This window comes from Leptospira sanjuanensis (assembly GCF_022267325.1).
In the GTDB taxonomy this organism is placed as follows: Bacteria; Spirochaetota; Leptospiria; order Leptospirales; family Leptospiraceae; genus Leptospira; species Leptospira sanjuanensis.
The window spans coordinates 2,366,963-2,392,744 of record NZ_JAIZBG010000001.1 but is presented as its reverse complement, the minus strand read 5'-3'; the positions used below and the strand labels follow the sequence as shown (position 1 = coordinate 2,392,744).

The window sequence follows — 25,782 nt, the reverse complement described above, 5'->3', positions numbered from 1 at the left end:
ATGTCCGCAGAATCGGAAAGAATTACAGGCGCCAGACTGATGGTGGAACTTCTGGAAGAATACGGGGTTGAAATCGTTTTCGGCTATCCCGGCGGAGCCATTCTTCCCTTTTACGACGAAATTTATAAAAGCAAAAAGATCAAACATATTCTCGTAAGACATGAACAAGGCGCCGTTCACATGGCGGAAGGTTATGCAAGAGCCACAGGAAAACTCGGTGTGTGCATTGCAACATCGGGACCCGGCGCGACCAACTTGGTAACCGGACTTACCGACGCAAAGATGGATTCCGTACCCGTTCTCGCGATCACCGGACAGGTCGCAACGAACACGATCGGAACAGACGCGTTTCAAGAAGCCGATATTTTCGGAATTACGATTCCCATCACGAAATACAACGCACTCATGAAATCCGCGGACGATATCGCGAGACATTTCGAGGAAGCCACCTTGATCGCGTTAGGCGGTCGTCCCGGACCGGTTCTGCTCGATTTCCCGAAGGATGTTCAAACCGAGCTGACTAACGTTCGCAAGGCACCCCGTTTGAAAATCGCTCCGCATCACTATAAAAAACCCGAAGTGAAAGGAAACGTGGAAGAATTTGCGGAAGCGCTGAACTCGGCTAAAAAACCCCTTCTGTATGTGGGCGGGGGGGCGATCAACGCGGGAGCTTCGAAAGAAATTTTCGAGCTCGCGACGAAAGCAGGAATTCCCGTCACGACAACATTGATGGGATTAGGTTCTTTTCCGGGCACACATCCTTTGAGCGTGGGAATGCTCGGGATGCACGGAACCGCAGCGGCCAACAAAGCCGTATTGGAATGCGATTATATCCTGAACCTCGGGGCACGATTCGACGATCGAGTGGCAAAAATCGGCGAATTCGCCGAAAAAGCGGTACGGGCGCATATCGATATCGATACGGCAGAATTCAATAAACGAATTCAAGTGGATTATCTTCTTCACGGAGATTTAAAGGACGCGTTAAACGCCATTCTTCCGTTCGTAAAAAAACAGGATCACGGTTCTTGGGTTTCTTATCTTCAAAACCTAAAAAAAGAACATCCTCTCGACTTCGATAATTCCGGTAATACGATTAAACCGCAGGATTTTTTGGAACGTCTTTATAAAAAAACACAAGGCAAAGCCATCGTATCCACGGACGTGGGACAACATCAGATGTGGGCCGCGCAGTATTATCTTTTAGACGAGCCGAACAATTGGCTGACTTCCGGAGGACTCGGAACGATGGGGTACGGATTACCGGCCGCGATCGGAGCGAAGTTCGGAAGAAAGGACAAGATGGTGATCTGCGTTTCGGGCGACGGATCCATTCAGATGAACATTCAAGAATTGGCAACTATCGCCGCGAACAAACTCGGCGTCAAAGTTCTCGTGTTCAACAATAACTTTCTCGGAATGGTTCGCCAGTGGCAGGAACTCTTTTACGAAGAACGATTCTCTCAATCGGAATGGAACTTCAATCCGGACTTCGTAAAACTTGCGGAAGCCTATTCAATTCCCGCAATGAAGATTTCGGATAAATCGGAAATCGACAAAGCGATCGAATTCTTCACAAAAGACGACGGCGCCGCTTTCCTGGAAGTGATGATCCCCGCCGAAGAAAAAGTATTCCCAATGATTCCCGCGGGCAAATCGCAAAAAGATATGATCGAATTCAAAGATCTGGCCGGACTGAAAAAAGCATGAAACACATTCTAAAAATTCTGGTAAACAATCACCCGGGCGTTATGAGCCACGTTTCCGGCCTATTCACTCGCAGAAGTTATAATATAGATTCGATCGCCGTCGGCGTTACGGTAAATCCGGAGATCTCCAGCATGGTAATCGTGGTAAAAGGGGACGAGTCCACGGTCGATCAAGTAAAAAGACAACTTTTGAAATTACCGGACGTTTTGGAAGTCGAGGATCTCGCCTATCACGATTGTGTGAGTCGTGAATTGGTATTGCTTGTGTTGAAGATCACCGAAACGACAAGAACGGAAATTCTTTCGGTTTGCGAAGTGTTCGAAGCGAAGATCGCGGATCTTACGCACACCTCGATTACGATCGAGTATTCCGGAAATTCCAGAAAGGTAAACGCGATCGTAGAAATTCTTTCCAAATACGGAATCGAAGAAATCGTCCGTACCGGACAAATCGCACTCCGATACAGAAGCATCGGATCTTAAATCGAATATCGATAAAAGATCCGATCGATCTTTCTTTCTTTTTAAAAACTCAAACTGCCCGCAAGGAAACGGATTGTTTCCAAGGTCGTTTTCGATCGGAATCGAAAAGTATACAAAACGAATTCGAATTGCATACGACCTTCCGATCGGATTTTCGAATCAATCTTTGAAGAATTCGATACCGTGCATTCGTAATCATACGAAACTCGGTTTGAATGAGAATCGAATCGGGAAATTGAATCGTTCCTCTATAATCGCTTTCCGACCAGAGAACGAGAGGTTCTATGTGAGCCGTATTCGTTTGGGAAGAATCGAAACCCGCTTGTTTTAAAGCCTCCTTTCTGGCTTCGTTCAAAAGTTTCTGCGCATTTTCTATGTTTAAACTTCCGTTTTCGTCACATTCTTGTTTGGCGAAGGAAGTTTCGAATTGGTGTGTTTTTGTATGGGATTGAATCATGGTTCTCTCTTTTGTCTAACTGCATGGTATAAAAAGAATACGTTCCTGATTTTGCTTCGAAAACTGTTTTGATATTTTTCGTCGAATGTTAATCGTTTGAATACAAAACGGAGTTCATATTTCTTGGGTTTACTATCAATTATAATTCTGATATATATTGAAAATTGTATACAATTATTTTTGAATATTCTATCCAAAGGATCGAATGGTGGATGGGCCGCGGCTCCCGAAAACGATTTGTATGCGCGTTACAAAAGGGTTTGAATTTGTTTCCTTTTTTACCAAGAAGCGGTTTGTGATGAGCGTGGATTATAAAATGGAAATAAATTCTTTTTAAGTTTATGGCGTATCTCTAAAACGCATTCTACTTTGATAAAAAGACAAGTCCCAAGGTTTCGTTTCGGAAACTGTGCTTCATAACGAGCGGTTTCGGGGACGGTTTCTTAGATGGAAGAGAGTTTGAGGATGGAAGTATCCAAAAAGAGAACCGCTTCGGGTTTCCAACGAAAGATTCCCTGGGAAAATTCGCAAAGCCCGGAAGAAGCGAGTTCTTCCAGATGTCGTTTTAAAACTTCTCTCTTTTCGGGAATCAGTTCGTAAAAAGTTTCCATTTGAATCGGTCCGAACAATCTGAACAAAGATAGAATCAATTCTTCGTAGAGATCGGATTTCGCGTATTCGGCGGAGAATTCTCTGCGTTTGTAAGTCTCCACGTTTCTCGGATTTGAGTATCTTCCCGAAGGCAGATAACCGTGTGCGCCCGCCCCGATTCCCAAATAGTATTCCATCGTCCAATATTTGAGGTTGTGCTTGGAAAAGAATCCGGGTTTGGAATAGTTGCTCACCTCGTATTGAAACAAATCGTATGGAGCCAACATTTCCGGCAATAGTTTGAGAACCTCTTCTTGGATCGCTTCCTCGGGTTCGGGGACGACGCGATCTATTACCTTTCTTGAATATTCGGTTCCTTTTTCCACGGTGAGAGCGTAGAGGCTGATGTGTTTTCCTCCGGCCGACAAAACCTGAACGATATCCTTTAGGATCGCGTCGACGGTTTGTCCCGGAATTCCGTAGATCAAATCGGCGGAAAAATTGGAGATCGGAGAATTTTTTACCGTTTCAAGAATGTTTCCGTATCGATCCGGATCGTAATGTCTTCCCAAAAATTTCAATTTTTCCGGATCAAAGCTCTGGATTCCGACGGAAATGCGGTTGATTCCGGCCTGACTGATCGATCGCAGAAAGTCCGGCGTGATGTCCTCTGGATTGCACTCCATCGTAATTTCAGAATATTCTAAAAGTTGAATATTTTTTTTGAAGAAGTCGATCAGGTCCGCGATTTGAGAAATGTCGGCTCTGGAAGGAGTTCCGCCTCCGAAAAAGATCGTGTCGAATTTTAGGTCGAGGATTTCGGGATTGTCCGCGATTCTGCGCTCCGTTTCTTCCTTGTATCTGCGGAAGAGCCCGGTTTCGTCCGGGATCGGATTTTTTCCGTTCCCGATCGAATAAAAATCACAGTATTCGCATTTTTGAATGCAGTAGGGGTAGTGGACGTAGATTCCCGGAATTCCAATCTTTCGGACCGGAGTTTCGGGATTCTTCTTGTCGTTTTTCATAACTAAATCGACGAATACTTTCTATTTGAGGAACTGTGGGAACTCCCGCATTTCCTCAAATTCTGCGGCCCCGCCCTGATCTAGGGTGGAGGGGTGAGGAGGTGGGAAACGTCGGAGATTTTCTCAATATCAGAAAATTATACTTTATCAACCCCTTTCTCGAGCCGATTTTTGCGGGAACTCCCACAAAAACCAGCGAATTCAACACTTCCTCAAAAACCGGATTCACTACTTTTGAACGGCCGTCTTGTCGTTTTGACCTTTTAAAATCAAATCCACAACGGGAATCGGAGAGGTTCTTTCCACGACCGAATACAGAAGGGCTTTTTTGGATTCTACGGTCGGGGAAAAGGAGAATAGGATTTTCAGGTTCGAAAGCGTATTCAATTTTAAGAATGGAGTTCCGTAGTGAAGCGCAACGACTTCGATGTCCGAATAACGTTTTGCAAGACCTGCGGCCAGATCCAATTCCAATTGGCTGAAAGTCGTGACCACGACGCGCTTGTATTTGTTTTCTTTGAGAAGCGCCGCGATCTTTCCGGAGTTGAAGTTCGGAAGATTTTTTTCCGTCAGAACGGTTTCGAATTCTTTTCCGCGCACCGCAAAGATCGTTTCTTCCGCCTTGACCGACGCAGGATTCAAAGGAGTCGGAAAGGAAACGATGGACGCTCTGGAAACTTCCGCGTTCAAAGTCGGAGAAAAGATTTCCAAGAAACTTTTTTCACGTTCTGCGAGTTGTTCTTGGAAGAAGTTGAGTTCCTTTTGTTCGAGTTCGGTAAGTTTTTCTTTAGCGGCGGATTTCTTCGGAGAGAATTCGTACACGATTCCGTGTTTGAGTTTTAAAAGAACCTGTCTGTATGCGGCTTCTTTCAAAAGGTCGCGTTCTCCCTTTTGAAACGTTCCTTTTTTATACGCGGTGAGAATTTGATTCTTCATATCGCGGGTGGTCTTACCCCAGCTCGTCATCAGAAGAATATCAGCGCCTGCTAATATAGCAAGAACGCCCGGATCGCTATCTTTGTAGTGAACGTCGATTGCGTCCATCTCCATCGCGTCCGTGATGATAACACCTTGAAATCCCATCTTTTCGCGGAGAATTCCGGTAAGAATTTTGGATGAAAGAGTCGCCGGAAAGTTCGGATCCAATTTCGGATACACGATATGCGCGCTCATTACGACTTCCGCGCCTTGTTTAATCGATTCTTGAAACGGAATGAGTTCCATCTTCTCGAGTTCTTCCAAGGTCTTGTCGATCTTGGGCAGTCCGAGGTGACTGTCCACGTTCGTATCTCCGTGTCCCGGAAAATGTTTGATCGTAGGAATCGCACCTCCGACTCTCGCGCCTTTCTCGTAACCGATTCCGGCCGCGGTGACCATCTCCGGAGTGCTTCCCAAAGAACGAGTGTTGATGACCGGGTTATCGGGATTGTTGTTGATATCCAAGTCGGGAGCGAATACGAAATTGAGTCCGAGTTTACGCAGTTGATAGGAAGTGACGAAACCGACCTTATACGCGTAGTCCGCGTTTTTAGTTTGTCCCAAAGCCATCGCGCCGGGGAACTGAGTCACTCCGTCTTTGACGCGGAGAACTCTTCCGCCTTCCTGATCGACGGAAATGAGAAGAGGAAGTTTGGAAAACTCCATGCTCTTCTTCTGCAATTCGTAATTGAGTTTTAAGATTTCTTGTTTGGTTCCGAGATTCATTCCGAACAGAATGATTCCCCCCGGAAGAATCTCTTCGATTTCCTTCTCGGCGGTTTGATCCAAGGACTTGCCTGGAATCGCCACGTGGATGACTTGTCCGGTCAATTCTTCGGGAGTCATCTTATCTACGATCGCTTTCGCTTGGGATTCTAAATATCCGTCCCAACTATCGGCCTGGAGTTCTTGTTGGTAAGAACTCACGTAGTAAAACACGGCTAAGAAACCCAAAAGAAGAAGGAACGCAAAGGAAAATCGTCGGATCATAGTTTGACAGAATAGGAAAACCTTGAATTCTGTAAAAACAAATTCCGGGAGTAAACCTTCGTTATGATCCGTTTCCGATCCTACCTTATAATTCTGTGTTCTTTGTGTTTCACTTCGCTTTTTGCCGATTCGAATTCCTCGCAGGTAAGAATTCTTTTTTTCGGAGACAGTTTGACCGCGGGGCTAGGACTCTCTTCTCCCGAAGAAGCGTTTCCTCATCTGATCGCGAAAGAACTTTCCAAAAACGGAATTTCTTCCCAAGCGATCAACGCGGGAATGAGCGGCGACACGACCTCGGGCGGACTCGCACGTTTGGATTGGGCGATGTCGGGCGGGTTCGACGTATTCGTTTTGGAACTCGGAGCGAACGATTCGATGCGGGGAATTTCTCCCGATCAAACGCAGAAAAATTTAAAAGAGATCATCGCAAGAGTGAGAAAGAAAAATCCGAAAGCGAAGATTCTTCTCGTGGGGATGAAAACGTTTCCGAATCTCGGAAAAGAATATCGTCAGAAATTCGAAGCCGTTTATCCGAAACTTTCCAAGGAAGAAAATCTTCCTCTCGTTCCGTTCTTTATGGACGGGGTGGCCGGAATCAAAAAGTTGAATCAGAAAGACGGAATTCATCCCACTGCGGAAGGACATCGGATCCTTGCGAAAAATCTTTTCCCCTTTGTTCAAAAAATTCTGAAGAAAGGATGATTCTCCAAAAAGTGTGTTTACACCGGACTTTTGGCGAAAATCATGGATCTACCTGAAATAATCGCGGGAATAGCTCAGTGGTAGAGCACCTCCTTGCCAAGGAGGGGGTCGCGGGTTCGAATCCCGTTTCCCGCTTTTTCTTTTATATCACCCTTCCCCAGGCCGATTTGCATCATGGACTATAAAACAAAAAAAAATTCCAACGCTACCGTTGATATTAAACTCACCTTCGAAGCTTCCGACATCGAAAAAGCTTTTGATAAAACCTACGCAGAAAAACAGAAGGATGTGAAAATTCCGGGCTTCCGTCAAGGAAAGGCTCCTCTCAACTTGGTAAAGAAACAACTCGGAGACGCGGTTGCGAGTGACGCGATCAACAATCTCATCATCGATGGGATGACTTCCATTCTTACCAAACTCGAACACCCGATGGTTCGTTTTCCGAAATTCGAAATCCAAGACTATCAACCGGGAAAAACTCTCGTCGCTACCGCGGTGTATGAAACCAACCCCGAAGTCACCCTCGGAAAATACAAAAAAGTAAAAGTAAAACTTCCCGAAGTAAACGTAACCGATTCCGACGTTGCGGAGGAGATCGAGGCGATTCGCAAACAACTCGCTCGCAAACAACTCAAGGAAGAAGGGCAGGTGGCCGTTTCCGGAGATATTATCGATATGGAATATACGGTCCATGAAACAGGCCAGGAACCGAAAAATGCGAGCAATACTTCCAACGACTATCACCTGGGTCACGAAAGCAATCTGAAGGGATTCGACGAGAATCTCTACGGACTCAAATCCGGTGACAAGAAGGAATTCTCCCATAAATTTCCGGATGATTATTCCCAAAACGAAGTCGCCGGTAAAACCTTCGAATATTCCGTTACGATTAAGGCTTTGTACGCGAACATCCTTCCGTCCGTGGACGACGATCTGGCTTCCGAGTTCGACGGTTCCGAGTCGTTAAACGCGCTCAAGGATAAGATCCGCAAGAATCTGAAGGAACGTTTCGAAGAGGGAATCCGCAATAAAAAGATGGAGGAGATTTACAAGGAAGTCATCGACGATTCCAAGTATATCTTCCCGGAGTCTTACGTGAAGGAAGAATCGGAGCACGTGTTCCACAACATGATCCACGAATTCAGACTTCCTCATATTACGATGGAAAAATACGCCGAGATGATCAAAAAGGATCTGAAGGAAGTTCAAGAATCCTTTAAGAATTTGGCGGAAACCCGTCTCAAACACTTCTTTACCCGCCAAAAAATCGCGCAAACCGAGAATATCACCTATTCCGATGCGGATTTTGATGCAGATTTAGAAAAACTTGCGTCAAGTTACCAAATTTCCCTGTCCGATCTTAAAAAAGAGCTGGAAAAGGGAAAACTCATGGATAATTATCGAGAGAATTTTTTCGCAAAAAAGGTGGATGATACCCTCTTTGATCTTGTAGAAAAGAAATACACTGACAAATTGAGTATTGCGCAAGTGAAAGACTATCTGAACCAAAAGGAAGAACAGAAAGCATGAGTGTAATCCCGTATGTGATCGAGCAGACGAGTAGAGGGGAAAGATCCTATGATATTTTTTCCCGCCTTTTAAAAGATAGAATCATCTTTCTCGGGAATGCAATCAACGACGATTATGCGAACGTAATTACGGCGCAGTTGTTATTCCTCGAGGCGGAAAACCCCGAAAGAGACATTTATCTTTATCTCAATTCTCCCGGCGGATATGTTTCTTCCGGTCTTGCAATTTATGATACAATGCAGTATATTAAACCGGATGTAAGAACGCTTTGTTTGGGACAGGCTTCTTCCATGGCTGCTCTGCTTCTTGCGGGAGGGGCGGCTGGAAAACGTTCCGCGCTTCCGAATTCAAGAATCATGATGCACCAGCCTATGGGCGGAGCGACCGGACAGGCGAGCGATATCGAGATCCAAGCGAGAGAGGTTCTCAAGCTGAAGGAAATTCTCAACTCCATTTACCACAAACATACGGGAAAGAGTGTTGAGCAAATTCAGAAGGATACCGAAAGAAACTTTTATATGACCGCGGAAGAAGCGAAGAATTACGGAATCATCGACACCGTCATTCAGATCGACCGCAAACAGGCTTAATAAGGAGCGCTCCCTTGGCTAAGAAAACACCGGGAACCAACGGTAAACAAAAACTATTCTGCTCTTTCTGCGGAAAGGAACAGGATGCAGTAAAACGTTTAGTCGCCGGACCTGGTGTTTATATCTGTGACGAATGTATTTCTCTCTGTAACGAAATCATCGCAGAAGATCACGATCATACTCACGAGAAGTCGGAAGTATTCAGCGAGGTTCCAAGTCCCGCCGATATCAAGACGATTTTGGATCAATATGTGATCGGACAGGATCACGCAAAAAAAGCCCTTTCCGTTGCGGTTTACAACCACTACAAACGAGTGAATCTCAAAGAAAAGAAATCCGATATCGAAATCGAAAAATCGAATATTCTTTTGATCGGACCGACCGGAAGCGGAAAAACTCTTCTGGCACAAACACTTGCAAGAATCATCAAGGTTCCGTTCGCGATCGTGGACGCAACCGCTTTGACCGAAGCCGGTTACGTGGGTGAGGATGTGGAGAACATCATTCTCAAGTTGATTCAAAACGCGGACAATGACATCAAAAAAGCGGAAGTAGGAATCATCTACATCGACGAGGTCGATAAGATCGCGCGAAAATCCGACAGCGCTTCCATTACGAGAGACGTAAGCGGAGAAGGCGTTCAACAAGCTCTTTTAAAAATCATCGAAGGAACTGTCGCAAACGTTCCTCCCCAAGGCGGAAGAAAACATCCGCATCAGGAATACTTGCAAGTTGATACGAAGAACATTCTGTTTATCCTCGGAGGAGCCTTTGTGGATCTTCCGAATATTATCAAGTCCAGAACCGGCGTAAAAACGATCGGTTTCGGCTCGGAAGAACAAAGAATCCAAGCAGACAGCAAGGATTCTTTGATGGAACAGGTGATCCCGGAAGATTTGATTAAGTTCGGATTGATCCCGGAGTTTATCGGGAGACTTCCGATCGTTGCGACTCTGCAAGAGTTGGACGTGGATATGCTCAAGCAAATCTTCCGCGAACCGAAGAACTCCGTTCTCAAACAATACACTCGTCTTCTCGAACTCGAAAACGTGAAACTTACCTTCCGCGAAGATGCGATCGACAAGATCGCAGAACTCGCGATCAAACGGGAATCCGGTGCGAGGGGGCTCAGAGCAATCGTGGAAAACATCATGCTGGATCTGATGTTCGATATTCCTTCCCGCAAGGACATCGAAGAAGTCATCATCACGGCGGAAGTAATCACGGACCGAGTGACCCCGACGTTAGTTCTCAAAAAAGAATCCAAAATCGCATAACGTTAGCGATACTAGTGCGCCTTGGTTGCGCGCGTGCCTAGGTAAATGTAATACGTTCTCTAAGTTTGTAGTTCCAAGTATCTCGGCTGTAGGAACTGCAACGAGAACGAAAACGATTATAAAATCGCCTGAAAGCTTCGTAAACTAGCCGAAGATCCCGGCCCCGGAAGATTTCTGTGGGAACTCCAACGAAAGAAGATCTAATCAGAAGTTTGTAAATTACCGAAAGACCAAACTCTTGTGGGAACTCCTGCATTCACCCAAAAATAAAAAACGCCGCGGTCGCAAAGAGCGAAACGCGGCGTTTTGAAAATCGAAGATGTTTTAAATTCTTACTTCTTCTTTTTCTTTTCTTCCGATTTCAGAGCGAGAAGGGACTTGCTTTGCAATTCGATCTTTTTCTTTTCAGTCCAAGGAATCGCAACGCTCAATTCTTCCGCGAGAGAAAGAAGGTTTTCGTTGATGTCGATCAGTTCGTCTATGATCACGAAATAGGAAACGCTGGATTTCAGCTTACTATCTCCTTTCTTGATCCGCTTCATCTGACTCTTGTAGATATTCTGTTTGATCTTTTCAAGATTTTTGGTTTTCTTTTCCGATCTCGCTTTTTCCAAAAGATCCGGGAACTTATCCGAATCCGCGAGCAGTTCCATCAGGTTCGTAGCGGACTTTCTGAGCTCCTTGACTTCTTCCTTTTCGTCCTTGGAGACTTCGTGGAAAGAACTGATTCCGTTGGAAGACGTTCTCAAAATGTTCCAGATGCTTTCCGTAATTCGATCCAAATGATTGATCGATTCGGTGATCGGATGTATGGAGGAAAGATCGTCTTCTTCCAAGTGTTTATTCGCGATCGACAGAAAGCTTGAGAGGGAATTCTCTCTCATTTTCTTTAGGTCTTTTAGAAGTTTCTGAGTTTGTCTGAAATTCTTCTTCTTACCGTTTACATAACCGGCACAAGCGTTGTTCAGAGCCTTTCTCGCAACGCTCAAGCTCGCGAGCATGGAAGAAATCGTTCTGGAAAGGGCGCGCTCGGGATGTTTTTTGAGAGTGATGAGTTTTTCGAGATTCTCGTCGTAGGTTTCCTGACGCTTCTTGTGGATTCTTCCGAAGAGGAAGATCAAAAGCCCCGCCACCAACACGAGAACGATCACGGAAGAAAATCCGAATAGATAAAGAATCGAACCGATGATTCCCGCAGTCGTCGACGCCATGATCGCTGTGAAGAACCAGCCGCCCACAACGGTAAGAACACCGCTCACTCGGTTGACGGCATTGTCCTTGTTCCAGGCTCCGTCGGTCAATGACGTTCCCATCGCCACCATAAATGTTACGAAGGTTGTGGAAAGAGGAAGTTTGTAGAGGGTTCCGATCAAAATCAACGCGCTGGAAATCTGAATGTTCACGGAAGCTCGGAGCATATCGAACGCTTCGGTTTCGTGAACTTTTACGATTTCCGCAAAGCCGTTTCTTTGTTCGAAACGTTTTCCGATAAAGTTGCGGACACCCGCGGGAAGTATCGCCTTGATCGGAGTGTAGATTCCGAGAGCGATCTGAACGAAAACGCGCGCAACCAAACTCGTATTAAAACTTTCTAATGTTTCTCCTTGGGAACCGAGAGTCACTTCGGTTTGTGTGACCGTTGACGCTTTTTTGGAAAACCAAAGCGGGAAAAGCATCACACAAGCCGCGCCTAACAGAATAAAGTTCGGAGTAGGAACGTTTCCCGCCAGTCCGGTTGCAAGGGCGCTCGCGTCCCCGCCCCCCGCTTGGATCAGGTTCCAGGTCGCGAAACTCGCGAGAGGAACCCCGATGAAGTTCACTAAGTCGTTGCTCGCAAAAGCCATCGCGAGAGACCCGGTTCCGACTAAAACCAAGAATTTTAGAATATTCCATTCTAATAATACAAAGAATTGGAAAATGATCGCGAATCCCGCGAACGTCGCTAAAAGAATGTTCGTAAAGTTTTCGTTGATGTATTTAACGATTTCGGGCGGGATTACGCTGGAGCCTTTCATCGCGGATAAAAGCGTAAAAAACGCCACCGTCGTCATGGAAAGACCGCCGAACAATCCTCCGAAGTATTTCATCGAATTCTTCAGATTGAAGGAGAAGATGAATCGGAAAACGAACTGCAATATCATTCCCGAAAAGAACGCCACGATCACGCTCGTTATGATTCCGAAGATGATCTTCAATGCGCTTTCCGAGTTGATGATCTGAAAAGCTCCGTTTAAGGTTCCCGTTTTTAAGAATGCGATCGCGAGGGCCGCTCCTAAAAGTTCGAAAACCAAGGATACCGTAGTCGATGTAGGAAGTCCGAGAGTGTTGTAAAGATCCAGAAGAACGATGTCCGTCAGCATCACAGCGAAGAATAAAAACATCAAATCCTGGAGCGCGAAACCGCTCGGATGGAAAATCCCTTTTCTCGCGACTTCCATCATTCCTGTGGAAGAAAGTGCGCCGAGGATAATTCCGATTCCCGCTACGACCAGAATGATTCTTTTAGAGGATGCTTTAGAACCCACGGCGGAATTCGTAAAGTTTACTGCGTCGTTCGAAACTCCGACTAAGAGATCTCCGACTCCGAGGATCGCCATGAGAACAACGATGATTAAAAAAAAGTCCATGAAACGCTTCCGTTTATTGTTTTGTAGAATCTACAGTTTTTTTCGCTTCGACTCTTGTTTCGAGTTCTTTTGAGTCTTTTGGATCGGGGGCATCGGACAACTGAAATTTTGCCGGAAACCCATCCGTGATTATTACTTTTCCGTTACAAAATCAACCGGTTAATCTTCCAAATCCCAAAAAAAATCTTTGTTGGTCAGTTCTTCTTCCTCCGGAAGAGAATCTGTAACGGAAAAGAAATATTTCCCCCCTAAGGAATCCAGAATGAGTTTGTATTGTTCTTTGAGTTCCAAAGTTTCTTTTTCCCAGTATTCGTTTCCCGCAAAATGAGGAAAGGCGACCGGAAACGAAGGATCGGTCGTAAATCGGCTCGAAATCCAAGCTGAATAATGTACGAAACGCATTGCGCGCAGAATTTCCATAAGATCAAACCAACGCTCTTCAAAGTCCCGAAATTCTCTGTAGCCGGAAAGAAGATATTCTCTTTCTTCCAAACCGTCTTTGCCTCGGGAAAGAAGCATCCAAAAATCCTGAACCGCCGGGCCTTTCAAACAATCGTCAAAGTCCACAAAGAACCAGCCGTCTTTTCCGAAGAGAAGATTTCCCTTATGACAATCTCCGTGGATTCGATGCAACGGAACCGACTCGATCCTTTCCCGGAAGAGGTCGAAAATTCGATTCGCGGTTTCTGCATATTCTTTTTTGCAGCTCGAAGGAATCCATTCTCCTCGAAGCAGCGTTTCCAAAGGATAAGTTCCGTAGGTCAAAGAATCCAGCGAGATTCTATGTTCGAAGTGTTTCGCCTGACCGACGTTATGGATTCTCGCGAGAAGCCTTCCCAAAATCCGGAGATTTTCCGGACTGAGTTCGTCCGGCGATCTTCCTCCGACCCGAGGCCAAAACGAATAATAGATCTCGTCTTGAAACGAAGCCAGGCTGCTTCCGTCCTCAAAGAGCAAAGGACAACAAACGGGGATTTCGGCTTCCTGCAAATCCCGAAGGAATTCGTGTTCTTCCAAAATCTGCTCGTCGGTCCATCGTCCGGGACGGTAGAATTTGGAGATGATATGAGAACCGTCTTCGAGCCGCAGGTCGAACACACGATTCTCCAAACTGTTCAATGCCATACAATGACCGGAGGGTTCGTATCCCGCTTTTTCGACTAAGGTAAGAATTTCACCTGGATTCAATTGAAAAAAATCGGCCATAAGCCCCAGAATTCCGGATTCCCCTTTCTTTGGAAATTTCTTTAATGGGAGAGAAACACAAACCCGTTCGTTTTGTTTTTCGCGGTTTGGAATTTGGTTTTCAATAGAATTGGATTTTGCAAATTGATTCCCGAGAAGGAAAAATCATGAAGATATCAGTAGGAAATCTGCCTCAGGAGTTGACCGAGGACGAGTTAAAAAAGATTTTTTCGGAATTTGGAACCGTCCAGGAAGCGCATATTAAAAAAGATAAAACCACGGGCCGTTCCTTGTCCTATGGATCCGTTGAAATGGAAGACGCTGCGGGTGCGAAGGCGGTCGCGGCTTTGAATAAAAAAGAAATCCAAGGCAAACAGATCGCTGTAGTCGATTCTGAAGAATTAAAAAAAGAGTTCGAGAAAAAACAATCTCTCAAAGGCGGAGGAGCTTCTTCCGGTAAGATTCATGGAAATCAGTCGAAAGGCGGATTTTCCGGAGGCGCAACCGTTAGAAGGACCGGAGGAAGAGGAAAATGAAATCAGTACGTGCTTTATGGATTGGAGCGATTTTGTTCGCCCTGTCGACTCCGAGCTTCGCGGAAGATCTCGTCATCAAGGACATTCGTGTCGGAACAGGGAAGGAAGCCTTCTCCGGTTCGAATGTGACCGTTCATTATGTGGGAACTCTTACAAACGGAAAGAAGTTCGACAGTTCCAGAGATAGAAGAACTCCGTTCACGTTCAACCTCGGAGCGGGAGAAGTCATCAAAGGATGGGATCGCGGGGTTCGCGGTATGAAGGAAGGCGGAATTCGCAAGTTGACCATTCCCCCCGAACTCGGTTACGGTTCGAGAGGAGCGGGGGCGGCGATTCCACCGAATTCAACTCTCATTTTTGAAGTAGAATTACTCAAAGTGTACTGAGAATTCTATTCTTTTGAAACAGAATTTACCGGATTCTGACGTTAGATTCTAAACGCTTTCCGGTTCTAATCTATCATAGATTGGAGGGGCTTTTTCCCACTGTGATAGCTTAAAACCGGATGTCTTACAACTTCTTCGAACATTCCCCGGTACCGGCCTGCATTTTAGAGCCGACGCTTCTCATCCGAAAAGTCAACACGGCATTTTCCCGTACCTTCGGCTATTCCAAATCGGAACTCGAGGGAATCGAATACTGGAACCGAATCTGTGAATTCAAAACCGCTAAACCGAATCTCTGTGACCCGTCTTTGTGGCCTTCCACCAACGTTCTAGATGAATCTCCGGCGTATTCCGTTTTCATTCTCACCAAACACGGATTCAAAAAAGAATTCATGGTTTCCTTCGCGTTCGATCCGGAAGAGTTGCAGATTTTCGCATACTTAGAATCTCCTCAGTTTCAGGAGCGACCCTTTCTACGTTACGATGCCGCTGTGGGATCGAGTTTCGGAAACGATTTGGAAAAACCCGCCGATTCTTGGGTTCAAAAACAGAAGTTGGAAGCGATCGGAACTCTTTCCGCAGGGGTCGCGCACGAGATCAACAATCCTTTGATGGGCGTCATCAATTACGCGGAAATGGTTTTCAACGGAATCGAAACCGGAAACCCGCTCCGCAAATACGCGGGAATCATTCTGCAGGAAAGCAATCGAATTTCCGAAATCGTCAAAGACATGCTCACCTTCACTCGTTTGGAAAAGGAAGAAGCGAAGGTCCACGATCTGACCACCGTTTTCTGTTCCACCTTCGGTCTGTTAAAGAACGGCTTCCGAAAAGCGGGAATCGAAACCGTCGCTCCTACGCTCGACATTCCCATCTACGCTGTTTGTTCCGCCGGAAGACTGAGACAGGTTTACCTGAATCTTTTGACCAATGCAAAGGACGCGATCGAAAGCAACGCCGATTCCGCAAAAGCAAAAACCATCACCGTCTATTGGCAGAAGTTCAAAAAGGGAGATCGGAGTTTCGTTCGAACCGTCATCGAGGATACGGGACCGGGAATCTCCGAAGAGAACAGACACAAACTCTTTGATCCGTTTTATACCACAAAGGAAATCGGCAAAGGAACCGGACTCGGTTTGACCGTTTCTTACAACCTCGTCCGCGAAATGGGAGGAGATCTCTCTTTCGAATGCGTGGACGGAACCACCCGCTTTTACGTGGATCTACCGGAATCTTTCTGAAAGATCCTTGACTTTAGGGGAGAATCACGACATTCTAATAGACTCTCTTTAAACTCCAATCCAGCCATGACCGGTTCCACGCGATCAGAACACAAAAGTTACGACCCGGAGGAACGCTATTCGATTTTATTTCATTCTGCAATCGACGCGATCGTTTCTCTCGATAAGGATTTTCGCGTATTTCTCATCAATCCCGCCGCGGAAAAAATGTCCGGTTTTCTCGCATCCGAACTTCTGGGGAATTCCATCGAACAGCAATTTCCGCTCCGGATTCGAAACCGATTTTATCGGATTCTAAAAAACGTCGCCAAATTGCCCGATAAAAAAAGACAAAAACCGTTCGGTCCCATCCGCTTGATCCGAAAGGACAAAACGATTCTGATCTCCGAAGTCTCCGTTTCCGTGACGGGACCGCCCGAGGATTATCAATATCACATCATCATCCGAGATATATCAGAAAAACATAGAATTCTAATGGAGTTGAAACGGGCCAATCAGACTCTCAAAAAGATGGACCGGGAAAAAGAGGAGCTTCTCGAACGGTTGGAGGAGAAGGTAAGACAAAGATCCAGACTTCTCGCCAACTATTACAAGGGCATGAAGGAAGAATTGAGTCTTGCCAAACGACTTCAATCTGAAATTCTTCCCGAAATTCCTTCGATGCCGGGAATCCGGATCCATTCCGCGTATCTTCCGATGATGGAAGTCGGCGGGGATCTCTACGATTTTTTCGAGATCCGTCCCGGTGTGTTGCGTATCTTTCTTGCGGACGCGACGGGCCACGGGGTGCAAGCCGCGCTTTTGACGATGACTCTCAAAGGAATTCTGGAATCGATCAAAAAGAAAGAAGCCGATCCAGGAACGATTCTCGGAGAATTCAACCGGGAATATTGTAGAAACTTCGGAAATATCGGGATGTTTTTTTCCTGTTTCCTCGCGGACATCGACACAGTTTCCAGAAAGATCGTCTATTCATCGGGAGGACATCCTCCTCAATTTTTTCTTTCCAAAGACTTGGTTATGGGTTTGGACAGGACCGGCTCCTTATTGGGTTTGGACCCTGGCAATCAATACGGAGTTTTTAAACTGAGTTATCAGCACGGGGATCGTTTGTTTCTGCTCACGGACGGAATCTACGAAGAATTCAACTCCGACAAACAGCAATTCGGCGAACTTGCCGTTCAGAAAATTCTCGCGGAAAAATTCACCGAGCCGATGGAGGAAACGATTCCTTCGATTTTACAGAACCTCATGGATCATCTCGGAACTCAAAAAATACAAGACGATATTACTGCCATTTTATTATCCTTGGATTCGCCCGAACGTTGACTTTATTATGCCCTTTGCGATCGCGATTTTCAGCCTTATCTTTTTGAGTTTCTGCGCCGCCCTTTGGATCGAAAAAAGAAATCATCTTTCGATTCAAAAACGAATTCCGATTCGAATTCATATCAACGGAACCAGGGGGAAATCCTCGATTACGAGATTGGCGCATTCGATTCTTGTCGAAGCGGGTTGGAACGTTTATTCAAAGGCGACCGGCTCGGCCGCGAGTTTGTTATTTCCGGATCGTAGCGAACGACGGATCTTTCGAAATAAGATCTCCATTTCGGAACAAAAATCCTTTTTGCGGTTTGCCGCGCGGAAATGCGCGGACGCGGTTGTGATGGAATGTATGGCCGTTCAACCGAAGTATCAAAAAGAATCCGAAGACATTTTGATTTCCGCTACACATGCCGTGATCGCGAACGTTCGAAACGATCACGGAGAATGGATCGATACGGAGGAAACCGCCTTGCGTTCGTTTGCACATACGATTCCCAAGGACGGCGTTCTTATCGTTGGAAAGAATCTGGAACAAAACGAAATTTTACGGAGGAGCGCGGAGCAAAATCGAACCTCGGTTTTGAATGCGGATTCCTCGTTTACTACGGCTCAGATCGACGCCGCATTGCTGACAATGCGTTATCCGGAACATCGAGAGAATGTCGAAATCGCGATCCGACTTTGTGAAACGTTAGGCGTAACCGCTGAGGCGATCGTAAAAGGAATCGCAAGTTGTGCCCCGGATCCGGGAGCATTGCGCGTTCAAACGATCGAACTCGAAGAACAAATAAAAACCTTTGTCTTCGCTTTTGCGGCCAACGATACGATCTCTTGGGAACAAATCTTAAAAGCGCAACTTGCGACGTCGGCCGGCGGTTCCGTTGTAGTTGTATTCAATTCGAAACGGGAAAGACCGTTCCGTACCGTCGAATTTGCAAATTTATTTTCCAAACGAGCGGAAATCAAAGAGATTCTTTTTTGGGGTCCTTGGTTTTCCTTGTTTCGATCCAGGTATCGAGGAAACGCAGCCTTGATTTTAGAACCGCGGAACGTTGCGTCGGACGCAAATCTCTGGATCGGAGCGGGAAACTATCAAGGCAAGGGAAGAATTTGGATGCAGGAGACGGCGGATAAGCTCAATTCGTTTCAGGGGAAAGAATGGAACTCGTAACCGTATCCATCGGAATCGGAATTTTATTCGGTTTTTTGCTTTGGGAAAAAACGGGACTGCATCCGGGCGGATGGGTGGTTCCCGGTTATATCGCGTTGTATTTGGATCGTCCCTGGGTTTTGATTCCTCTGTTTTTAAGTTCTATTTTGACGCTGGTCGTCTATCGACTTTCCGAATCGTTCTTTCTGAGTTTCGGTCAGAGAAAAACGGTTTTTATCCTATTGCTTTCGATTTTGTTTTCTCTTTTTTCGGACTTCATTTCTACATTCTATTTCTCGAATACAATGGAATTTGAATCCGGGGCGATCGGCCATATTGTTCCCGGTCTGATCGTCCTTTCTTCGGAAAAACAAGGAGTGTTTCGAACGGCTTGTGCAACTTTGACGGCTTCCGTTTTGGTGCGTTTGTTTTTGATCCTCGCGTTCGGAGAGGAGATTCGCGGATGAAAGACCGAAAGGAGTTGATTCATTCCCGTGTCGATCGGTCTACGATCGGAATTTTTCTTTTGGCATTCGGATCGGTACTCGGTTTGTTTACGGTCGAATTTTTTCCTACTACCGTATCCGTCGCCGATGCGGAGATCAAATATAAAGCAAGCCAGAGAACATACGAAGCGTTTCAGAAAATTCGCGAAAAGGCTTTGTCTCAAAATCTTGCGATCGATCCGAACTTGGATCCGGCGGATTCCGCCTTGATCGGACCGGAACTTTCTCCCGTTACGAGTTCCGCCGGCAAACTTTCCGCAAAACAAGCCTCGGTGCATCCCGATTTTACGGCCTGGTTTCTGGAACAATTTCGCAATTCGAATCTAAAAAAAGGAGATACGATTGCGGTAGGAATGTCCGGCTCTTTTCCCGCTCTCAATATTTCGTTTTGGATCGCGGCCGATACGATGGGACTGAAGGTCGTTTCGATTGCAAGCGTCTCTTCCTCCCAGTACGGCTCAAATCGAATCGGATTTCTCTGGCCCGATCTGGAAAACGAACTCTATCAGAAAAACAGTATATTCCAAAAATCGATTTATATGTCGACGGGAGGAATTTCCGATTCGGGAATCGGAATCGGAAAAGAAGGGCGAGACTCGATTCTTTTTTCGATCCGCAAAAACGGATATTCGTATTTGTCCTCCGATTCCTTCCAGGATTCTCTCGACAAACGCATGAAAATCTACGGAAAATCGAACCCGGTATTGTATGTGAATATCGGAGGAGGGACCGTTTCCTCCGGAACCAGTCTCGGCAAAAAGAAAATTCCGAAAGGAATCGTGGTGAATGAAGAAGAAGTTTCGGAACTTCCCGATTCCGTTTTGAAACTTTTTTTGGAACGAAAGATTCCGGTGCTGCACGTCGGCGGGATTGAAAAGATTGCGAGTCAATCCAAGATGAAATACGAGCGCGGATCGATTCCGAAACCGGGAACTTCCGATCTTATCTTTCCGAAAAAATACGATCGGATCCGGGCGGGTTTTCTTTTGCTTTTTTTGTCGGCTTTGATCTGGAAAACTTCGACGTGGATTTCGCTTCCCGGCTCCAAAGAAGAGAATCAAATCTTTTTATAACGCTCCGTTCTCGATTTCGATCGGGAAATTTAGCCTCTGAAAGTGCAAAAAAACCAGGCGATGGTTTCGTCCCGTTTGAGATCGGGAGTAAGGATGGCTTCGTAATGATTTTTGTCCGGAAGGGTCAGAAAGACGGAGCATTTGAATTCTTTTTGAAAGACGGCGATCGCCGTATCCGGAAGGAGTTCGTCTCCTTTTTTGAAATTCGGTTTGCCCGCGCGAATCACGAGCACGGGAGAAACGATTTGAGAGTAGGGAAGCACTTTCGCTTTTTTGAATGTTCGAAAACTTGCGATCGGATTCTTGAATAAACGAATCGGAATTTCCCAGGGATTCATCGCGCCTCCCATACTGGAAAGTTCGGAATCGATCACATACTTCGGTATGCTGCATTGAAAACCGGATTGTCCGTTTCCGCTTCCGTTCACATCTTCCAATTCGTAGTTCAAAAAGGTTTCCACGTCCTCGTTCCAAGATCCCAAAATCGGAGATTTTTTTGCGAGTTGTAGATACGTTTCCCGTGACGGAAAGATTCTTCCGAGACGTTTTAGAGATTCCTGAATCATCAGAAGATTGGAAAGTTTTCGTTTTAAGGAAAGTTGTCCTCCTCCGTCGATCAGACAAAGTTTTCCGGTTCGATTCGGAAACTTCTTTCCGAAGGCAAGAGAAATCCAACAACCGAGCGAATGCGCGAGAAGATTGGCTTTTTCGATTTTTAAAAAATCCAACATCGACTTTAGATCGTCCGCATGCGATTCGTGAGAATATTGCGAACGAGGTTTGGAGGATTTTCCTCTTCCTTTCAAATCGTATGCGATTACGGTTAACCCTTGTTTGACGAGATCGCGTGCGAGAGGCGCGAAGTTTTTGAGATTTCCGGTCAACCCGTGAATGCAGATCACCGGTGCGGGAGAATTTTTGGGAAGAGGGAATTTGCCGTAAATTTCGGCTGCCAAGTGTTCTCCGTTTCCGATCGGGATTTGTAACGCTTTTGAAATCGATCGCTGATGGGAAGCGAATACGGAATTCTTCATTCGTCCGTTATTTCCGCTCCGAATCTTTCCATCAAGCTTCTTAACTCCGATTCGATTCCGGAACGAAACGCGATATGAGTGAACGCGATCTTCTCTTTGAGTTTGACCGCTTCGTAACCGGTTTGTGATTTTCGAACGGAATACCAGATCCGCGATTCTCCCAAACCCGCAAAACGGATCGTAAGTTTTTCCTCTTCGAGTTGAAAACTGACGATCTTACCGAGTTCCTTTCCACTGAGCGCCTTCTGAACTTTTTTCAAAAAGTGTTCGGGAGAATCTTCCGTCAATCGAATCGATTTCATATTCGTATCAGGAAATGTAGAGCATGTAAAGCCCTTGGATCAAACCGACCACTGCGCCTAACACCGATCCGATGAGGATAAGAACGTATTCGTCTTCTTGAAACGCGGAACGGAGAATCGGTTCGAATTCTTCCGGAGGAAGATCCTTCATTCGTTTGAACATATTGTTCTCGATGGACATCGCTCTTCCCATATACGTTTCGAGCTTGTTCGAACTATTCGCGAGAGTTTCGGAAATCTTCGCGATGACTTCCTTCTTTGTGGTTTCGAATTCGGAGTTCTCGTTGCTCGTTTCGGAATCCAATCCTCCGTTGAGATGAAGACGTTTTGCGGCTTCTTCCGTTTCGGTTTGGATGGTTTCGACGAGCGAACGCGCCGCACGTTTGTAAAGAATCTCTTCGAGGACGTTTCTCGCGGTCAACACTTGCGTCGCAAACACGTTCGAATATTTTTTGGAAACGTCTTCTTGTCGCTTTAAAAAGAGTCCTTGATACCGGATCGGTCCCATCTTCTTTTCATAGAGGGGGCGAAAGATCATCGTAAGAGCGACCCAGTTCGTGATGTAACCGACCACGACTCCCTGGATCGGCAAGGTCCACCAATACGGGAACAGATTCCAAGCGAGAGCCTGGAGAATTCCCATCGCACCTCCTAAATACCAGCCGCATTGTTCGATGAATTTGAATTCTTTCGAGCCGACTTCCTGAAAAATATCCACGATTCGTTTTACGTTCGGTCCGGTCAGTTTGCGCAGAACCAGGGAGCGGAAGTTGAAAACGCTCGAGACGTTCTCCTTTACCTGTATCATAATATTCTTAACCGTATGTTCGCTCTTTTTCTGAACACCGGAGATGATTCTCGCTTCTTCGTCCCCTTCCAATCGGGAACGCAGGGAAGGATTGATATGATGAACGATTTCGCGGGTCGCTTCGGGAACGAGCCCGTCGAGAACGGGTTGAAATTCCTTTTCCAACTGATCCGGATCGACCTTGGAAAAGAAGTCCTCGACCTTGATCAAACGTTCGGTCATGATATTGACCGATTTTAAGGCGAGTTTTTGGGACTTTTTAGGAACGATTCCCTGCCAACCCAAATACGGAGGAATGCCTACAAACTCCAACGGGTAAAAGGTCATTTTCAAAGCGACCACGTTCGTAAACCAGCCGACAAACCCGTAGGTAACGGGCATCATGAGAATCCCGATCAATTCCTTGTTTTCCGCTAAAAATTCCATAAAATTTCCTGTAGCAATCGCTATAATTTTTCAACTTCTTGCAAGTTCGGACCCGGCTTTCGGGAGAGCAAATCATTTTTTTTGAACGATTCAAATAAAATCCGAAAATAAGAACCTCATTCTAAAAGGGAATCTTGCGGTGAAATTTTTTGACAAAGCCGGATTCCTCCTTTCAAACACCGTAAATTTCATTTACAGTTTTGTAGATTTCGGCAATCCTATGGGTTCTGTTCATATGAATCCGCCAAACGCAAATTCTTCGCCGGAAGATTCCGATCCCCAAGTTACACAAAGATTGGAGGAACAATTCTTTCAGATCTTTCATAAGAATCTGGCGATCAAACTCATCATCGATGTGGAGACGGGAAGACTCGTGAACGTGAGCGATTCGGCTCTCGAATTTTACGGATATTCCCGCGAGGAATTTCTCAATCTAAAAATCAGCGACGTGAATATTCTCGGTCCGGAAGAAGTGAAAACGGAAATGCTCAAAGCCAGCTCCGAAAATCGATTGTATTTCAATTTCATTCATCGTTTAAAATCGGGGGAACTTCGCGACGTGGAAGTGTTTTCCGGACCGATTTCGATCAACGGAAGAATTCACTTGTATTCGATCATACACGACGTGACCGAAAGAAATCTCACTCAGAAACGCATGCAGGAATCCTTGAAGGAAAAGGAACTGATGCTGCAGGAGATTCATCATCGAGTCAAAAACAATCTTCAGATCGTTTCGAGTCTTCTGAGTCTTCATTCCGAATTTAAGGAGGACCCGTATCTGCAAAAGGTGCTCCGCGAATGCGAACTTCGAGTCAAGTCCATGGCCTTGGTTCACGAGGAACTTTACCGTTCGGATAATCTCGCAAAGGTGGATCTGAAGAGTTATTGTTTTTCTCTTTCCTCCAATCTTCTTTCCGTGTATGGGCAGGCCGGAAAAATCCGCTTCCACAACTTGGAAAATTCTTTCTATATCTCCATCGACCGTGCGATTCCGATCGGACTGATTCTCAACGAACTTCTTACCAATTCCTTAAAATACGCCTTCGGCGATCAGGAACGCGGAGAAATTTTTCTGGATCTGAAAAACTCGGACGGCTGCGTGGAATTGGAATACCGGGACACGGGAACCGGATTCAATCTGAATCAGGCGCAAAATAAACAAAGCGGGTTAGGACTCAAGCTCATCGACATGCTTTCCATGCAGCTTCACGCAAAACTTTTCTTTCAAGCGGAGAACGGATTTTTTCTCCGAATGCATTTTACAGGATGGAAGGACTAAGACATTTTTGAGAAGCGGATCATCCGATTTCGGAACCTGCTTGCATTATTTAAACTGAGATTTACACTCGCATTTCGGGAAATATTATGCAACATACAAAAGAAGAAATTTTAAAAGAGATCTATCTTTTTTCCAATTTTACGGAAGACGAATTAGCGGCGATCGCCGAAAAGACCGAATACAAAGTATACGAACAGGGAGACGCCATCTTCCACGAAGGCAACGAAGCGAAAGCCTTTTTCGTCGTCATTTACGGAACCTTAAAAGTGCTGACCTCCACCGAAAAGGGGGACGACGTCAACGTTACCACGATCGCAACCGGGGATCATTTCGGTGAACTTCCGTTTTTGGACCCGGGAAAACGTTCCGCGTCGGTCGAAGCGATGGAGCGTTCCGAGCTTTTGAGAATTCCATACGATCATCTCAAAGCGGTTTTTGAAAAAGATTCGAAAGCATCCTTGAAATTCTATCAGGCAATTTCCCATTTCTTGGCAAAACGCTTACGAATGCTGACTCACGATTTGACATACGCGAGAGAACTTAGAAAACGATTCACGATCTAAGTTCGATGCGGCCGGATCGAAAGGTCCGGCGTTTTCCCAATTCTCCCTAAGGAATTTGAAAATGAAATCGAAATTATCTTCTTTCTCTTTCTTGTTTTCCTTCCGATCCGCTCCTTCGTTTTTCGTACTTCTTTTTCTTCTTTCCTCTTGCACCAAACTCCTCGTAGGCGGCGGACTCTTTTACGAAAGAAATCAATCCGACGTTGAGAGAAAGGAAATTCAAGCCGCCGGTTATCACTGGACGTATTTGGAGGGAGGTCGAGGAGAAACGATCGTGCTCGTTCACGGATTCGGCGGGGATAAGGACAATTGGACTCGGTTTGTGAGAACCCTTACTCCTTCGTATCACGTGATTATCCCCGATCTTCCGGGTTTCGGAGAGAACGAAAGAAAACCCGAGGATGAGTATTCGATCCTAACTCAGGTTTCCCGTTTGAACGAATTCACGAAAGCGATCGGATTGGAAAAGTTTCATATCATCGGAAACTCGATGGGCGGTTCCATAAGCGGCGTGTTTTCCGCGACGTATCCGGAGCGTGTTCTTACTTTGGCGTTGGTCGATTCGGCCGGAGTCAAATCTCCGATCAGCAGCGAACTGGGAACGTATCTTGCGCAAGGGAAGAATCCTCTCGTTGCGAAAAACGAAGAAGATTTCGATTTTCTAATGAAGTTTATCTTCGTGAAACCGCCCTATATCCCCGGCTTTTTAAAAAGTTATTTTTCGGACAAGGCGATCGCCAACCGGGATTTTAATGCGAAAATTTATTCCGAAATCAAATCGCAGCCGAACGTTCTCGAAGAAAAGCTCGGGAGTATTCGAACGAGAACCTGGATCGTCTGGGGGGATACGGATCGTGTGATTCATATCAGCGCTTCCGACGTGATGCTCAAGGGAATCAAAAATGCGAAACGAACGATACTCAAAGACTGCGGTCATAGTCCTCAATTGGAACGCCCGACCGAAGTGGCGGAACTATATCAGAAATTTCTAAAGGAAGAATGATACTT

Annotated in this window: 24 protein-coding genes and 1 tRNA gene; 17 read left to right on the top strand and 8 right to left on the bottom strand. The window is 45.8% G+C overall.

What is annotated here, in order from left to right; genetic code table 11:
* On the top strand, positions 1 to 1,710 hold the full coding sequence (ilvB, locus tag LFX25_RS10805) for a biosynthetic-type acetolactate synthase large subunit (protein WP_238730247.1): 1,710 nt from the start codon (positions 1 to 3) through the stop codon (positions 1,708 to 1,710).
* On the top strand, positions 1,707 to 2,192 hold the full coding sequence (ilvN, locus tag LFX25_RS10800; RefSeq protein WP_238730246.1) for an acetolactate synthase small subunit: 486 nt from the start codon (positions 1,707 to 1,709) through the stop codon (positions 2,190 to 2,192). Before ilvB ends, ilvN begins: the two co-directional genes overlap by 4 nt.
* Before the next feature lie 49 nt (positions 2,193 to 2,241).
* Here ilvN and LFX25_RS10795 read toward each other — a convergent pair whose 3' ends face one another.
* The 3 genes from LFX25_RS10795 to LFX25_RS10785 all read right to left on the bottom strand — a co-directional run bounded on the left by LFX25_RS10795 (position 2,242) and on the right by LFX25_RS10785 (position 6,233).
* Positions 2,242 to 2,649, bottom strand: a complete 408-nt coding sequence (locus LFX25_RS10795; protein WP_238730245.1) for an acyl-CoA thioesterase — start codon at positions 2,647 to 2,649, stop codon at positions 2,242 to 2,244.
* Positions 2,650 to 3,092: 443 nt separating this feature from the next.
* On the bottom strand, positions 3,093 to 4,265 hold the full coding sequence (gene hemW / locus LFX25_RS10790; RefSeq protein ID WP_238730244.1) for a radical SAM family heme chaperone HemW: 1,173 nt from the start codon (positions 4,263 to 4,265) through the stop codon (positions 3,093 to 3,095).
* Positions 4,266 to 4,493: 228 nt separating this feature from the next.
* A complete protein-coding gene (locus tag LFX25_RS10785; RefSeq protein ID WP_238730243.1) occupies positions 4,494 to 6,233 on the bottom strand; it encodes a glycoside hydrolase family 3 protein in 1,740 nt (579 codons plus the stop codon).
* Between the two features lie 63 nt (positions 6,234 to 6,296).
* On the opposite strand from LFX25_RS10785, the gene LFX25_RS10780 reads away from it, so the two are divergent.
* The 5 genes from LFX25_RS10780 (at position 6,297) to clpX (ending at position 10,332) form a co-directional block, all read left to right on the top strand.
* Positions 6,297 to 6,935: an arylesterase gene (locus tag LFX25_RS10780; RefSeq protein ID WP_238730242.1), complete on the top strand. Its 639-nt coding sequence runs from the start codon at positions 6,297 to 6,299 to the stop codon at positions 6,933 to 6,935.
* 63 nt (positions 6,936 to 6,998) lie between these two features.
* Positions 6,999 to 7,070, top strand: a tRNA-Gly gene (locus LFX25_RS10775).
* Positions 7,071 to 7,109: 39 nt separating this feature from the next.
* Positions 7,110 to 8,465, top strand: a complete 1,356-nt coding sequence (tig, locus tag LFX25_RS10770) for a trigger factor (RefSeq protein WP_238730241.1) — start codon at positions 7,110 to 7,112, stop codon at positions 8,463 to 8,465.
* Entirely contained in the window at positions 8,462 to 9,055 is a 594-nt protein-coding gene (clpP, locus tag LFX25_RS10765; RefSeq protein ID WP_002626411.1) for an ATP-dependent Clp endopeptidase proteolytic subunit ClpP, read from the top strand. Before tig ends, clpP begins: the two co-directional genes overlap by 4 nt.
* A gap of 14 nt (positions 9,056 to 9,069) precedes the next feature.
* Positions 9,070 to 10,332 (top strand): ATP-dependent Clp protease ATP-binding subunit ClpX, encoded by a 1,263-nt coding sequence (gene clpX, locus LFX25_RS10760; protein ID WP_238730240.1) that lies wholly within the window; start codon positions 9,070 to 9,072, stop codon positions 10,330 to 10,332.
* A 332-nt stretch (positions 10,333 to 10,664) separates the two neighbouring features.
* Here the strand turns inward: clpX and LFX25_RS10755 are convergent, their stop codons facing one another.
* Positions 10,665 to 12,959 (bottom strand): inorganic phosphate transporter, encoded by a 2,295-nt coding sequence (locus LFX25_RS10755; RefSeq protein ID WP_238730239.1) that lies wholly within the window; start codon positions 12,957 to 12,959, stop codon positions 10,665 to 10,667.
* Between the two features lie 159 nt (positions 12,960 to 13,118).
* Complete coding sequence (locus tag LFX25_RS10750; protein WP_238730238.1) at positions 13,119 to 14,165, bottom strand: serine/threonine protein kinase; 1,047 nt, start codon at positions 14,163 to 14,165, stop codon at positions 13,119 to 13,121.
* Positions 14,166 to 14,281: 116 nt separating this feature from the next.
* Here LFX25_RS10750 and LFX25_RS10745 point away from each other — a divergent pair, with 116 nt between their 5' ends.
* The 7 genes from LFX25_RS10745 to pgsW all read left to right on the top strand — a co-directional run bounded on the left by LFX25_RS10745 (position 14,282) and on the right by pgsW (position 20,362).
* A complete protein-coding gene (locus LFX25_RS10745; RefSeq protein WP_238730237.1) occupies positions 14,282 to 14,680 on the top strand; it encodes an RNA recognition motif domain-containing protein in 399 nt (132 codons plus the stop codon).
* A complete protein-coding gene (locus tag LFX25_RS10740) occupies positions 14,677 to 15,066 on the top strand; it encodes an FKBP-type peptidyl-prolyl cis-trans isomerase (protein ID WP_238730236.1) in 390 nt (129 codons plus the stop codon). The genes LFX25_RS10745 and LFX25_RS10740 overlap by 4 nt, the downstream gene beginning before the upstream one ends.
* 119 nt (positions 15,067 to 15,185) lie before the next feature.
* Positions 15,186 to 16,307 (top strand): PAS domain-containing sensor histidine kinase, encoded by a 1,122-nt coding sequence (locus LFX25_RS10735; protein ID WP_238730235.1) that lies wholly within the window; start codon positions 15,186 to 15,188, stop codon positions 16,305 to 16,307.
* 66 nt (positions 16,308 to 16,373) lie between these two features.
* Positions 16,374 to 17,636: a SpoIIE family protein phosphatase gene (locus tag LFX25_RS10730; RefSeq protein WP_238730234.1), complete on the top strand. Its 1,263-nt coding sequence runs from the start codon at positions 16,374 to 16,376 to the stop codon at positions 17,634 to 17,636.
* Between the two features lie 7 nt (positions 17,637 to 17,643).
* A complete protein-coding gene (pgsB, locus tag LFX25_RS10725; protein ID WP_238730233.1) occupies positions 17,644 to 18,804 on the top strand; it encodes a poly-gamma-glutamate synthase PgsB in 1,161 nt (386 codons plus the stop codon).
* Positions 18,792 to 19,250, top strand: coding sequence for a poly-gamma-glutamate biosynthesis protein PgsC (gene pgsC / locus LFX25_RS10720; RefSeq protein WP_238730232.1), 459 nt, complete (start codon positions 18,792 to 18,794; stop codon positions 19,248 to 19,250). The genes pgsB and pgsC overlap by 13 nt, the downstream gene beginning before the upstream one ends.
* On the top strand, positions 19,247 to 20,362 hold the full coding sequence (gene pgsW / locus LFX25_RS10715; protein ID WP_238730231.1) for a poly-gamma-glutamate system protein: 1,116 nt from the start codon (positions 19,247 to 19,249) through the stop codon (positions 20,360 to 20,362). The genes pgsC and pgsW overlap by 4 nt, the downstream gene beginning before the upstream one ends.
* Before the next feature lie 29 nt (positions 20,363 to 20,391).
* Here the strand turns inward: pgsW and LFX25_RS10710 are convergent, their stop codons facing one another.
* The 3 genes from LFX25_RS10710 to LFX25_RS10700 are packed head-to-tail and all read right to left on the bottom strand — an operon-like array spanning position 20,392 to position 22,932.
* Complete coding sequence (locus LFX25_RS10710) at positions 20,392 to 21,396, bottom strand: alpha/beta fold hydrolase (RefSeq protein ID WP_238730230.1); 1,005 nt, start codon at positions 21,394 to 21,396, stop codon at positions 20,392 to 20,394.
* A complete protein-coding gene (locus LFX25_RS10705; RefSeq protein WP_238730229.1) occupies positions 21,393 to 21,698 on the bottom strand; it encodes a hypothetical protein in 306 nt (101 codons plus the stop codon). The genes LFX25_RS10710 and LFX25_RS10705 overlap by 4 nt, the downstream gene beginning before the upstream one ends.
* Positions 21,699 to 21,705: 7 nt before the next feature.
* Positions 21,706 to 22,932: a DUF445 domain-containing protein gene (locus tag LFX25_RS10700; protein ID WP_238730228.1), complete on the bottom strand. Its 1,227-nt coding sequence runs from the start codon at positions 22,930 to 22,932 to the stop codon at positions 21,706 to 21,708.
* 220 nt (positions 22,933 to 23,152) lie between these two features.
* Here LFX25_RS10700 and LFX25_RS10695 point away from each other — a divergent pair, with 220 nt between their 5' ends.
* The 3 genes from LFX25_RS10695 to LFX25_RS10685 all read left to right on the top strand — a co-directional run bounded on the left by LFX25_RS10695 (position 23,153) and on the right by LFX25_RS10685 (position 25,777).
* Positions 23,153 to 24,211 (top strand): sensor histidine kinase, encoded by a 1,059-nt coding sequence (locus tag LFX25_RS10695; protein ID WP_238730227.1) that lies wholly within the window; start codon positions 23,153 to 23,155, stop codon positions 24,209 to 24,211.
* An 86-nt stretch (positions 24,212 to 24,297) separates the two neighbouring features.
* The gene (locus LFX25_RS10690; protein WP_118955856.1) at positions 24,298 to 24,774 is read left to right on the top strand and encodes a Crp/Fnr family transcriptional regulator; all 477 of its coding nucleotides are present in this window, start codon (positions 24,298 to 24,300) and stop codon (positions 24,772 to 24,774) included.
* Between the two features lie 61 nt (positions 24,775 to 24,835).
* On the top strand, positions 24,836 to 25,777 hold the full coding sequence (locus LFX25_RS10685; RefSeq protein ID WP_238730226.1) for an alpha/beta fold hydrolase: 942 nt from the start codon (positions 24,836 to 24,838) through the stop codon (positions 25,775 to 25,777).
* Positions 25,778 to 25,782: the final 5 nt, after the last annotated feature.